At 63.2% G+C, this 12,446-nt stretch carries 10 protein-coding genes; 5 read left to right on the plus strand and 5 right to left on the minus strand.

What is annotated here, in order from left to right:
* Positions 1-177: 177 nt before the first annotated feature.
* Positions 178-597 (minus strand): winged helix-turn-helix transcriptional regulator, encoded by a 420-nt coding sequence (locus tag ABIB57_RS00510; protein ID WP_354037907.1) that lies wholly within the window; start codon positions 595-597, stop codon positions 178-180.
* A gap of 144 nt (positions 598-741) precedes the next feature.
* Here ABIB57_RS00510 and ABIB57_RS00515 point away from each other — a divergent pair, with 144 nt between their 5' ends.
* The 3 genes from ABIB57_RS00515 to ABIB57_RS00525 all read left to right on the plus strand — a co-directional run bounded on the left by ABIB57_RS00515 (position 742) and on the right by ABIB57_RS00525 (position 4,889).
* Positions 742-1,626, plus strand: a complete 885-nt coding sequence (locus ABIB57_RS00515; protein WP_354037908.1) for an NmrA family NAD(P)-binding protein — start codon at positions 742-744, stop codon at positions 1,624-1,626.
* A gap of 160 nt (positions 1,627-1,786) precedes the next feature.
* Entirely contained in the window at positions 1,787-4,210 is a 2,424-nt protein-coding gene (locus ABIB57_RS00520; RefSeq protein WP_354037909.1) for an efflux RND transporter permease subunit, read from the plus strand.
* A 151-nt stretch (positions 4,211-4,361) separates the two neighbouring features.
* Complete coding sequence (locus ABIB57_RS00525; RefSeq protein ID WP_354037910.1) at positions 4,362-4,889, plus strand: hypothetical protein; 528 nt, start codon at positions 4,362-4,364, stop codon at positions 4,887-4,889.
* 49 nt (positions 4,890-4,938) lie between these two features.
* Here the strand turns inward: ABIB57_RS00525 and ABIB57_RS00530 are convergent, their stop codons facing one another.
* Together ABIB57_RS00530 and ABIB57_RS00535 are read right to left on the minus strand one after the other, a co-directional pair.
* Positions 4,939-5,619 carry a hypothetical protein gene (locus ABIB57_RS00530; protein ID WP_354037911.1) on the minus strand — a complete coding sequence of 227 codons (681 nt, stop codon included), beginning with the start codon at positions 5,617-5,619 and terminating at the stop codon, positions 4,939-4,941.
* A 50-nt stretch (positions 5,620-5,669) separates the two neighbouring features.
* Positions 5,670-7,643, minus strand: coding sequence for a primary-amine oxidase (locus ABIB57_RS00535; RefSeq protein ID WP_354037912.1), 1,974 nt, complete (start codon positions 7,641-7,643; stop codon positions 5,670-5,672).
* Positions 7,644-8,018: 375 nt separating this feature from the next.
* On the opposite strand from ABIB57_RS00535, the gene ABIB57_RS00540 reads away from it, so the two are divergent.
* Positions 8,019-8,819 (plus strand): helix-turn-helix domain-containing protein, encoded by an 801-nt coding sequence (locus ABIB57_RS00540; protein WP_354037913.1) that lies wholly within the window; start codon positions 8,019-8,021, stop codon positions 8,817-8,819.
* Between the two features lie 91 nt (positions 8,820-8,910).
* Positions 8,911-10,617 carry a GMC family oxidoreductase gene (locus tag ABIB57_RS00545; protein ID WP_354037914.1) on the plus strand — a complete coding sequence of 569 codons (1,707 nt, stop codon included), beginning with the start codon at positions 8,911-8,913 and terminating at the stop codon, positions 10,615-10,617.
* Between the two features lie 42 nt (positions 10,618-10,659).
* Here ABIB57_RS00545 and ABIB57_RS00550 read toward each other — a convergent pair whose 3' ends face one another.
* Both ABIB57_RS00550 and ABIB57_RS00555 read right to left on the minus strand, forming a co-directional pair.
* Entirely contained in the window at positions 10,660-11,538 is an 879-nt protein-coding gene (locus ABIB57_RS00550) for a carbohydrate ABC transporter permease (RefSeq protein WP_354037915.1), read from the minus strand.
* Between the two features lie 10 nt (positions 11,539-11,548).
* Positions 11,549-12,436 (minus strand): carbohydrate ABC transporter permease, encoded by an 888-nt coding sequence (locus tag ABIB57_RS00555; protein ID WP_354037916.1) that lies wholly within the window; start codon positions 12,434-12,436, stop codon positions 11,549-11,551.
* Between the last annotated feature and the right edge of the window lie 10 nt (positions 12,437-12,446).

The raw sequence follows: 12,446 nt of genomic DNA on the forward strand, positions 1-12,446 counted from the left end.
GGGCAGCGCACGCGGAAATCAAGAATACTCACTCGTAAGGCGCATTGTAATGGGCTCAGGCATCGCAGTGGCCCTCGGGCTGTTACTTCTTGTAGTGCTGATGCCTATTTTCGGCCTGACGAACGTCAGGCGCTGACACAGCCTTAATTTCCGAGTTCGCGAGTACCACGGCTCTTGCTACCTGAGGCCAAGCTCTGCCCCGTCATACTGCGCCCGCGCCACGTCAATGTCCGGATGGTTCGCATTGGCCCAGCGGATCAAATGCCCGAATGGCACGATGATGGATTGGCCCATGGGCGTCAGGCGGTATTCGACCGAGGGCGGCTTGGTGTCGAAGACGTGGCGGGAGACCATGCCGTCGCGTTGCAGGTCGCGCAGGGTCTGGGTCAGCATCTTCTGGGAGATATCGGGCACGTCGCGGCGCAACTGGTTAAACCGCTTGTGCCCCGTCGCCAGGGTCATCACCAGCAGCATGCTCCATTTGTCGCTGATGCTGTCGAGCACGCCGCGCACCGGGCAACTGGTGTCGAACGGCTTGTAGGCCGAGGCCTCGATCCACTGGTTGATGATGGCGGTTTCGTCGATCCGGTCGAGCATAGGTTACCTCAAGGTGCGCTTATGCGCTCAAAGTGCCTCCTTTCGCCGCTTGCCGGCATGTCCTAGATAGCACTCTCCAATCGATACTTACTCTCTGGCGGGTCCTTCCGCAAGGCAGGGGATCGACCAACATGGAGAGACACAATGAGCGATTTCAAGGACCAGACCCTGCTGGTGACTGGTGCATCGGGCCATTTCGGGCGGCTGGCAGTCGACGAGCTGCTGGCACGCGGCGCCACCAAATTGGTTGCCGGCACGCGTGATACGGCCAAGCTGGCGGACCTGGCAGCCAAGGGCGTCAAGGTTGTGGCGCTGGATTTCGACGATAAGGCGAGCTTGGCGAGCGCCTTCGCGGGCGTCGACCGCGTGCTGATGATCAGCACCGATACCGTCGGCAGACGCATCGAGCAACAGCGGGCAGCCGTTGCAGCGGCTGAGGCAGCTGGCGTCAAGCATGTGGTCTATACGTCGGCCCCGACACCGCGCCCGAACCCCGAAGGCGGCGCCGGCATCGAACACTTCTGGACCGAGCAGGCACTGGCGGCGTCGGGAATGGATTGGACCCTGCTGCGCAATCATCTTTATACCGACTTCATCGTCTCGATGAGTGCGGCGCCAGCCCTGGCATCAGGGCAATGGTTCGATGCGACGGGCGGCCGAGCCCGCGCCTATGTCACGCGCCTCGATACCGCCCGCACCGCGGCGGGCGCACTGCTGCAAGCCGAAGGTCGCACCATCTATGACGTTACTGGCCCGGCTGCGGTCACGCAGGAAGAAGTGGCGGCACTACTGGCGGCGGCGGCAGGCAAGCCAATTACACGTGTCGGCCTGACCGCCGAGCAACTCAAGGGCGGCCTGGTGGCGGCGCATGTTCCCGCATCCATGGCCGAGCTTCTGGTGGCGTTCGACACCGATGCCGCCGCGGGCTTCCATGATATCGTCATGGACACGGTCGAGCGTTTCTCCGGCCGTGCGCCGCAATCTGTAGCGTCGTACATCGCCGAGAACGCGGCCGCCCTCAAAGCCTGAATTCGGACCGCCAATACTACGCCCGGCAAGACGTCGATGGGCAGCAGTACATGCATTATTGTGCCAAACTGTTGTCCATCGCCGCCGCCCGCTAGACGAAACCCCAGTGACACCGTAGGAATCGCGCCACTTTGTCGCGGTTACTGCGGAGTCGGGTCGGTTGGCTGGGTTTGGCTTCAAGCGCCTGTGGGCGCACTTCACCTATGATCGCTCCATCGGGTTTGGTCTCGAATATATCGGACTGACGACATTGCGCTATCCGCGCGCCGTGGCGATCGCGGTGCTGCTGTTCTCGATCCTGTGTTTTTCCCAGCTGCCCAAGGCCAGTGTCGATGGCGACCTGCTGCGCGTCTATGCGGATTCGGGCGAGCACTACGATGCCTACAAACGCCTCGCCGATACTTTTGGCACGTTTGAAAACGACATCTATGTGCTGGTCAATTCGCCCAAGCTGACCGACCCGGTCGTCCTCGAACAGGTCCGCAACCTGGCGTTCGACCTCGAGCTGAACGACTACGCCGTCGGCACCATGTCGCCGTTCACGCTGCGCAAGCCCAATGGCAGCGGCGGGACGGTGCCCTCCGTGCCCGAGGGGATGACCGATTTTTCGCAGGTGGCTTTGGCGCTGACCGACCTGCAGCAGAACGACCCGATGATGCGCAATCTCATCACCCCGGACCTGACCGGCGTGGTGCTCATCATGTTCCCCAACCCCTGCCAGTTGAGCCTGCATCCGCAGACCACCTGCGACCAGGATAGCCTGCTGCCGCCCGAGCAGCGCAGCACCAAGGCGATGATCGCGTCACTGCGCGACACCATCGCGCCCTATCAGTCGGCAGACCTGACAGTGGAACTCACCGGTCCGCCGGTGTGGACCTCCGAAATGCTCAATGCCGCCGTCGACGACCAGGTCAAGTTCACCGTGTGGGGCTTTGGGCTTGGCGCGCTGATTGCGCTGCTGGCACTACGCTCCCTCGTCGGCGCGCTGATCGTCGCGGCAACGCCATTCCTCGCGGTGATGTGGACCATGGGCATGGTGCTGCTGTTCTTCGGCTCGTTCTCGTTCCTCACCATTATCGTCACCACTTTGGTGCTGGTGATTTCGTTCGCCGAGTCGATGTTCTTCGTCTTCAACTGGCTGGCTTATTGGCGCGATGACGGCATGGAGCCCAACCAGGCCGTCGACGCTACGGTCAAGCTGGTGGGCCCTGCCACCTCGCTGACCATGCTGACCACGCTGGTGTCGTTCGCGTCGCTGTCCTTCACCTCGGGCAAGGGCATTCTGGAATTCTCCATCGCCGGCTCACTGGGCTGCTTCCTGCTGTTCGTCTGCCTGATGACCTTCATGCCGCTGCTGCTGAAGTTCGCCATTCGCCGCGGCTTCAAGGCTCCCAAGCGTTCCAGCCTGGTGCTGACGGCACCCCTCCCCCTGGCCTGGTTCATTGCCCGCCGCTATGGCCGCCTGATGTCGATCGTCGCCATTGTGGGCACGGTGCTGCTGCTGATCCCCTATGCGTTGATCAAGCCGCATTTCTCGTTCGAGGATTTCGTCGCCAAGGATTCCACCGCCGTCTCGGCAGCGGAGGAAATCGACTCCGGCGTCGGCGGCGTGGCGCCGCTCTATATCCGCGTGCCGCTGAAGGAGAACGATCCCAACGTGGGCCCGCAGGATTTCGAGACCATCAAGAAGGTGCACGAAATCCTCGAAAGCGAGCTGGGCAAGAACAAGGTCATCTCCGCCGCCGCCATGTCGAATTACACCGATACCGGCTTCACCCGCGAGGAGGTGCTGAACGCCGTCGGCAAGCTCAGATCGCGCTTCGTCACCCCCGATGGTTCGGAAGCCCTCGTCACCGGCTTCATGCCGACGATCATCGACTCCGAAGATCTAAAGGCGCTGGTGGAGCGCATCGACACCAAGCTGCAGCAATCCGGCGTCGAGGGCGCCGAGATTGGCGGCTTCCGCATCATGACGACCTTCGCCACCGACCAGATCGTGCGTGGCCTGCAGCTCGACCTGACCATGTCGGTGCTGGTCAACCTCGCCCTTATTGGCTTCGCCTTCCAGTCATTCCGGGTGGCGCTGGCCTCGGCCATCCCCAACCTGTTCCCAGTGCTGGGCACGGAGGCGTGGCTCTATTTCAGTGGCCAGGGCCTGCAACTGACGACGGTGATCGCGCTGACCATCGCCTTCGGCATCGCGGTCGACGACACGGTGCATTTCCTGTCGCACTATCTGCATTCGCGGCGCGAGGAAGGGCACAGCCATATGGAGGCGGTCAAGCACACGCTGGACCGCATCGGCGGCGCCATCGTGGCGACCACCATCATCCTGTGCTCGGGCACGGTGATCGTGGCCTTCTCCGCCCTGCCCCAGGTCGCGCTGTTCGGCACGCTGTTCGTGATGACGCTGGGCCTGGCGGTGTTGGGCGACCTGTTCATCCTGCCGTCGCTGCTGGCGGCAGGTGGCAAATTCTTCCATCCGCTGGGCCGGCTGCGGGTGCGGACCGCCGATCACGAATCGACGCCGGACGATCCGACCGGCGACACCAAGACCGATGTGGCCCATCCCAAACAGGCGTGATCGTCGCCTGCGTCAAAGCCGCGGTCAGCGTGCATTTTGACGGCATCCAGTCAATTTAAGCGGCGCGATGGTGCAATCATTGCGCGTTTGTTATCAAGTCCGGCGCAGATACAGCCGGGGGGCACACATTCTCACTTGGAGGCGTCGTCAAATGACCATTTTCGGACCCCTGTCGCGGTGCATCGCGCTCGCCGGTCTGCTTGTTTGCATGGGCGCGGCCGCGACTCCGGCCTTCGCGGCGCCGGCAGATGTGGCGCTGCTCAAATCCTATATCGGAGAATGGCGCGGCCGTGGCACCCTGACCGGAGCCGATACGGAAACCGTGGTGTGCCGCCTGTCCCTCAAGGAGGGCAATAGCGACAAGGTCAACTATTCGGGCCGCTGCACCCTGGCGGGCACGAACCTCGCGATCAACGGAACGCTGGCCTATGTCGAGGCCAGCAAGCGCTTCGAGGCCGCCATGACCTCCAATGCCACCTTCACGGGCATCGCCGTCGGCCAGAAGCGTGGCAATGGCCTGGCGTTCAACCTGCGCGAGCGCGACGAGGACGAAGAAGGCAAGGAAATCAACATTTCCGCCAATATCACGCTGTCGTCCGACGCGATCAACGTGTCCTTTGAGGTGGTCTATGTCGCCACCGGCGAAAGCATGCGCGCTCAGGTGCCGTTCAGCAAATAGCTCCTGGAAATACAAACGGGCGGCCACTGGCCGCCCGAATTGTTTGAAATCACGCGGCCGCGGTGCTGGCTGCTGCTGTGCCCCGCCCCAGCATCAGGCGTTCGAGACCGACCATCCCCAACGTCAATGCGATCATCCATGCCAGGTTCATCGATCCTCCCGCCAATTGCAGGCAGACCATAGCGGACGTAACCGGCAGTTGATCTCTTGCGCGCAAAACGCCCTGCCCCAAAGGGCCGCTCCATGCCGTCGATGCAGGAACGCGCCTGCCCGCCAGCAGCAGACCAACACCGACAGCAATCAGCGCCATTTGCCACTCAAAATCCGGCGGCTGCCCAGCCACCAGCAGCCCCAGCGACTCCATCACCCACTCCACCACGGCCGCACCGGCGACGACCGGTCCGAGCAGGCACAGGTGACCAAGACCATAGGCCAGCGACGCCGTCAGGAACCCATAGCTCGCGCGCCAGCGCCAGCCCGCGGCAACCATCGCCGTGACCCTGCACGGCACCAGCATCGCGGTCATCATGACGCTCCACATCGCCACAAGCCCAACCAGCCGCTCCGCATCCCATGGATGCGCAAAAGCGAATACGCCATTGGCGCCGCACAGCTCCAGCAGGCCGCCGCTGCCCGGGTTGGCCAGCGACCACCAAGCCAGCGCGCCAAGCAGTGCCGCCACCAGCGCCACCAACCATGCCTTGGGATAGCGATAGACATCGTTTGTCATCTGGACCGCCATGGAAACGCGACCGGGGCCTTGCGACCCCGGCCGAACGATCAGCAGTGGCAGGTCGGCGCGCCGCCATCGGCCAGCACGCTGGCCTTGTTGACCTCGCGCGGCAGGTCGTTGGACGGGTTGAGGTTGAAGAACCCCGAGGGCATCAGCGAGAAGCCCGAGGACATACATGGCTGCACCGGGAAATCTTCGGGACGCACCACGTGATGCAGGCCGAAGCAGTGCCAAACCACGATGTCGGTATTCTCCACCGGCCGATCCTGCTTGACGATTTCGGCCAGGCCCTGGCTCCCGTCGGAATTGCAGACATATTCACCCGCCGGGTAGCGCTCGTCCTCGTTATAGGGGGTGACCCAGATGTGATTGCGCACGAAGTTGGAGCGCTGCCCGGACGGACCATCCTCATTGAGGAACGGCGTGACGCAATCGGGCGTATGCAGCCGATAGCCGACCGGACGGCCCAGCTTGTTGAACTTGTTGGGATTGATCACCCGCCAGGTGCGCTGGCTGGCCGCATTGGCGCGGCGCGCGGCCCCCAGCTCCGTTTTGAGCACCGTCTCCTCGGCATAAAAACCGTTGCCGTATTTATTGGTCGGCCCCATCGGCTCGGCCTTGCTGTTGACCTCAACGACGCTGTTGCCGCCACCGTCCAGGTCCATGTCTAGGCGGGCACAGAAGATATGCTGGTGGATCGGCGCCGACAGGCCGGGCGACACTTCGCTCGCGAACTTGCCCGGCTCGCCCGGATCGCAGGCCATGGTATCGACAATGCCGGTCGCCTTGACTTCGCATTCGATTTCGCCGGCCTGGTCGAGATACCAGTATTGGGCATATTCGTAATTACCCACGGTATTGACGCAGGAGATCACCAGCCGCCGGCCACGGCGCAGCTCGGTGCGGTCGACGCGGAAGTCCCAGTGCTTCCACAGAATGCCGGTGTCTTCCTCGTGGATGCAGATGCCCTTCTCGATGGTGATGGTGCTGCCATCGAGCCCGCAATAGTGGGAGTCCAGGTAGTGGATAGCGCCCAGGCAATCGCAGCCGAGCTTGAGCGAGTGGTTGAATTTGCCGAATCCATATTCGCCGATATCGAAGATGTTCTTGCGATAGTGACCGCGCTCCGGCGAGCCATAGGGCACCACCAGTTCGACCAACGCGGCGCGGCGCACCACAGGGCGGCCGTCATAGCGGATATCGTGCAGGATGATGCCGTCGCGTGGCGAGAAGCCGATGCCCAGCGTCCACTTGTCCCAGGCGATGGCGTGGCCATCCATGGTGAAGCTGGTGCCTTCAGGCTGCACCACGTCGAGCGGCTTCATCGGCGCGCGCGGCGGGGGCATGAATTCTGGATCGTAGGGCACGTCTATCATCGGGATCGGCGGGCCGCCGTGATCGTCGATACGCAGGATTTCGCCGGTCTTGACGTCGATCGACACGTTCAGGCCATCGATCGGATGGGCATAGAAATTCTCGTTGGCGTAGAGCCGTAGCCAGCAATGCACATAAGAGATCATGTGGCCCTCCTCTTCGGGATGGCCGAAATTGCCGCCAGACCAGCTATCGACGCAGACGCCGGTCATGTCGACAATACCTCGCTTGCGGCAGGCTTCGATGAAGGCCGGGTCGGCCTTGACCACGCGCTCGACGTCCAGCAGTTGCTCGACCTGGAAGGCAGAATGAGCCGTGGGGAAATTTCGCCGAAAGGTGATGGCGGGCTTGTCGGTCGCCACGTAGGCCTGCCACACGCCCGGCCGATCCTTGTGCGAGATATTGATGCGCGCTTCGCGCAGCAGCGGCTTACCGCCGAGATAGTCGCGCCAGGCCTGGGGGCTGGGCTCGCGCAGGTCGATATTGCCGAACAGGGCGCCGGGCCCCAGTTCAGGATCGGCCTTGATCACATCGACAACGGCCTTTATCTCGTCGGGGCCGAGTGGCGCCAGCGCCCGCAGATAGGCGGGCGGCGGCAGTGCGGCCTGGCCCTTCGCCTGCGGGGCAGCCGTGTGAACATGCGTCATCATCTTCTCCATCAATGGTCACCAAATGCGCGCCGCCGTGGTCGTCAGACGGCCGGGGCGAGGTCATCGCTGGTGCCACAGTCATCCGTCATCCGATGAGCGACTAGCCAAACGGCTGCAGACGGCCGCAATTTCCGGACGCTGGGTCAATCGCCTTTCTCGCGCTTAGAGGCCTCACCATGTGGCATCGGTTATTGAGAGAGGCAGAAACCCCCGGTTTCGCGGCGCTTTCCGGCCATCGCCCGCAATTGCGCTCGGTATCGCTCTCTGCCAGTCAACAGCCCCGCTTTCGTTGACGCGGGGCCGCCCTTCTGTTGAACTGTGACAGTTGAAAGTGTCGTCCCAACGGGACGGGACCAAGGCATGGAGGGAGGCATGACGGGCATTCTTGGAGCCTATCGGGGCAATTTCGGCCGAGTGACGGTCCTCGACATCACGCGCCCCATCACCAACCATGCCCACCCCGATATTCACATGCTCTTCGCCCTCTCGGGTGCCCCGCGCGGCATGCAGATTGAGAGCGAGCGCATCCATCTGACCCGCGACAACTGGATCTTGGTCAATCCGTGGCAGCGCCATTTCGACATTGCGGAGCAATGCATCGCGCCGACCCAGATACTGGCCCTCTACATCAACCGCGACTGGTGCAACGAGCGCTTCATGTGGCCCACTTTCGCAGGGAGCCAGTGCCCGATGTCGCCGGCCATCCGGCAGCGCGTCGATATGCTGGCGCGCCTCGTCGGCAATGGTGAGTCGCTCGATAGCGCCTGGGTCGAGCCGCTCGTCGCCTCGATCATGATTGAAGCGGCAAGACTCGCGCCCACCCGCCAAGCCGGCAGGGGGGCGATGGACTTCCGCATCCGCCGCGCCCTCATGATGCTCAAGGATCATGCCAGGGTGGGATCGGACTTCCAGGCACTGGCCCGCAGCGTCGGCCTGTCCCGCTCGCGCTTCTTCGAGCAGTTCAAGAATTCCATCGGCATCGCGCCCAATATGTATGTGGATGGCCTTTTGATCGAACGCGCCATTGGGCTGCTGGAACAGTCAGATCAGCCGCTCGACGACATTTCGGAGACCCTGGGCTTTTCGGCGCAATCGAGCTTCACGCGCTTCTTCAAGGAGCGGGTCGGCTTTCCGCCCAGCACGCTGCGGCAGGCCAGTTCCGCGCACCAATAAGCGCGGCTACCTGCAAAAAGTCGGACGCTCCGTCAAATCGCGCCTGCAGAAACCGGGCTAGTCTCCCCGTAACAACGGAGGGGACCAAACTATGGTCGAGACGGCACAGCATCTCATTATCGGCGGCGGATCGGCGGGCTGCGTGCTGGCAGCGCGGCTGACGGAAGACCCCGAAGTCACCGTTATCCTGGTCGAAGCCGGCGCGGACCTGACACGCGCCTCTATGGCGCCGCATGTGCGCAGCCGTTATCCCGGTCGTGCCTATATCGACGCCAACAATATCTGGCCCGATCTCAAGGCCTATTTCGGCCCAGCTGCCGGCAAGAATGAACGACACGCCCGCCATTATGAGCAAGGGCGCCTGTTAGGTGGCGGCTCGGCGGTCAATGCCATGGTGGCCAATCGCGGCGCCCCTTCGGATTATGACGAATGGGTCGGTGCTGGCGCGCCGGGCTGGTCGTTCGAGGAGGTCCTACCCTACTTCCGCAAGCTTGAGCACGATGCGGATTTCAACGGCCCCTATCATGGCAAGGACGGCCCGCTGCCGGTTCGGCGCATTTCGGATGCGAAAATGTCGCCCTATGTGAAGGCCCTATCGGACGTTTTCGAAACGCAGGGCTTTCCCCGCCGCGACGACCAGAATGGCGAGTGGCAAGACGGCGTCTATGTCGGCGCCATCGCCGTCACCGACAAGGGCGAGCGCGCGCCGACCTCAATCGTCTACCTCACACCCGAAGTGCGCGCGCGACGGAACCTCACCATCATCAGCGGACACTTGGCCGAGCGCCTTCTGCTGGAGGGCAATCGTGTGACCGGCGCACAGATCGCCCCGACCGCGGGCGGCGCCAGCCGGACAATCACGGCGCAACAGGTGACCGTGTCCGCTGGCGCGCTCCATACGCCGACCTTGCTGATGCGCAGCGGCATAGGGCCGGGCACGCAACTGCAGGCGCAGGGCATCGCGATCGTCGCCGACCGCCCCGGCGTTGGCGGTAACCTGATGGAACACGCCTCGACCGCCGTCAGCACGTACCTGCCCCCGGCCATGCGGCTGGCCGATCTCGACGAGCATCATGACCACGCCATCCTGCGCTTCACGTCGGACCTGCCGAATGCGCCGGCGGGCGACATGCATGCGGCCATGATCGCGCGGTCGGGCTGGCACTCGATCGGCCAGCGCATCGGCACCCTGTTCATCTGGCTCAACAAGCCCTATTCGCGCGGCAAGCTCAGCCTGACCAGCGCCGATCCGCGCGCCGAACCGCTGGTCGATTTTGCCCTGCTGTCGGACCCGCGCGACCTGCCCCGCCTGCGTTATGGCTTCCGCGTCGGTGCGGCGGGCCTGCTTGGACTATCGCAAACTGGCGCCACCGGTCCGGTGTTTCCCACCAGCTATTCGGCGCGCGTGGCGGCCGTGGGGGGACCGGGCCTCGTCAATACAATGCAACGCGGTGCATTTGCCGCCATGCTGGACGCAGCCGGCCCGGCGCGCCCCTGGCTAATCCACAATGTCGTCACCCTGGGCCTGGAACTCGAAAAGCTGTTGAGCGACCAGTCAGCGCTCGACGATTTCCTCCGCGCCTCGGTGGGTGGCGTCTGGCATGCCTCGGGCACCTGCCGCATGGGCCGCGCCGACGATGTCGGTGCAGTGACGAATGCCGCGGGCAAGGTCTATGGCGTCGAGGGGCTGCGGATATGCGACGCGTCGCTGATGCCCTCGATCCCGAGGGCCAATACCAATGTTCCCACTATCATGATGGCCGAGCGCATCGCCGACCTCATCAAGCAGGGCCACTGATAGGCCAAAGGCATGGGCGGCACAGCGCCCACGCCGCCATCCCTACTTGCCGTAGCCTTGGCTCAATCCGCGGATGAACTGGCGCGAAAACACGGTGAACAGCAGCACCAGCGGCACGGCGCCCAGCGTCAGCGCCGCGAGCAGCGCCGGATAGTCGTTGAGGAACTGGCCGACGAATTGCTGCACGCCCAGCGTGACCGTCTGGTTGGCCCGGCCCGGCGCCAGGATCAGCGGGAACCACAGGTCGTTCCAGATCGGCAGCATGGAGACGGTGGCAACCGCCGCCAGGCCCGGCCGCACCAGCGGCAGCGCGATGAGGAAGGTCTGCCACTCATTGGCACCATCCATGCGGGCCGCTTCCTTGAGCTCGCTCGGCACGGTGCGGAAATAGGTCATCATCAGGGTGACGGCCAGCGGAATGCTCATGGCCGTATAGACCAGGATCAACGACAGCAGCGTATCCATGATGCCCAGCGCCACCATGGTCTTGATGATCGGAATGGTCCCCAGCCGGATCGGCAGCATGACGCCGACGATGAAGAACGCCGCGAGAAACGGCACGATCCGGATGCGATATTCGACCAGCGCATAGGCCGCGAGCGTCGAGAACACCACGGTCAGCGCCACGGACGACAGCGTGACGATCAGGCTATTGGCATAATTGCCGAAGAAATTGCCCCGCGACAGCACGCGGGCATAGCCCTGCAGATTGAAGGTCTCGGGCGTCGGCAGCGCGAACGGGCCGCCAAAGATGGCCGGCGTCGTCTTGAACGAATTGAGGATGACCACGAAGATCGGGCCAAGCGCCAGCACGACGAAGGCGATCAGCGCGGCATGAACGACCAGGCGTTCCAGCGTCCAGCGGCGTGAGTCGCGTGGTGTGCCGATGGCTTGGGGGCGGGCGATATCGAGCGTGGTCATGTTCGCCCTCCTAAACCATATGTGCGCGAAGGCGGCGTTGCACCAGAGCGAAGTAACCGCCGGTCACCGCCAGCATGATGGTGAAAATAACGGTGGCCACCGTGGCGCCGATGTCGAGATCCGCCACCTGCCCGCTCGAGCCGAAGAAGCTGCGATAAAAGAACGTGCCCAGGATATCGGTCGAATAATTCGGCCCCGGCGCCGAACCGTTGAGCGCGAAGACCAGATCGAAGCCGTTGAAGGTCCAGATGAAGGTCAGGATGACGATTAGCCCGAACTGCGGCACGATCAGCGGGAACTTGATGTCCCAGAAAATGCGCCACGGACTGGCGCCATCGAGCCGCGAGGCCTCGACCAGATCGTTGGGCACCGCGAGCAGCGCGCTATACAGAAACACCATCGGAATGCCGACATATTGCCACACGCTCATCAGCGAAATGGTGGTCAGCGCCGTGCTCGGATTGCCCAGCAGCGGGAAGCCCACCAGCCCCCAGAGCGGATTGATGATCAGCCGCCAGATGAAGCCAACAATGACCACCGACAGCGTCGCCGGAATGAACAACAGCGTGCGGTAAACGCCCTCGCTGCGCCGCAAAACACCCGAGGTCAGCAGCGCCGCCAGCAGCAGGCCGATCGGCACCTCGACGATGACATGAACGGCGAAATACTTGGCCGAATTGGCCAGCGCATTCCAGAACCGGGCGCTGACCACCGGCTGGGTGAACAGATAGACATAGTTGGCGAAACCGACGAACAGATTGCCCGCTTCCCCGTTCGTGTCGAAGAAACTCATGACGATGGAGCTGAACAGCGGCACCACCGCGAACAGCAGATAGACGGCCAGGGCCGGCAGCACGAAAAGGAACAGACTCCAGCGAGCCGTTGCGGGGCGTGTCACGATGCGTACC

Source organism: Devosia sp. UYZn731 (genome assembly GCF_040546795.1).
GTDB lineage: Bacteria > Pseudomonadota > Alphaproteobacteria > Rhizobiales > Devosiaceae > Devosia.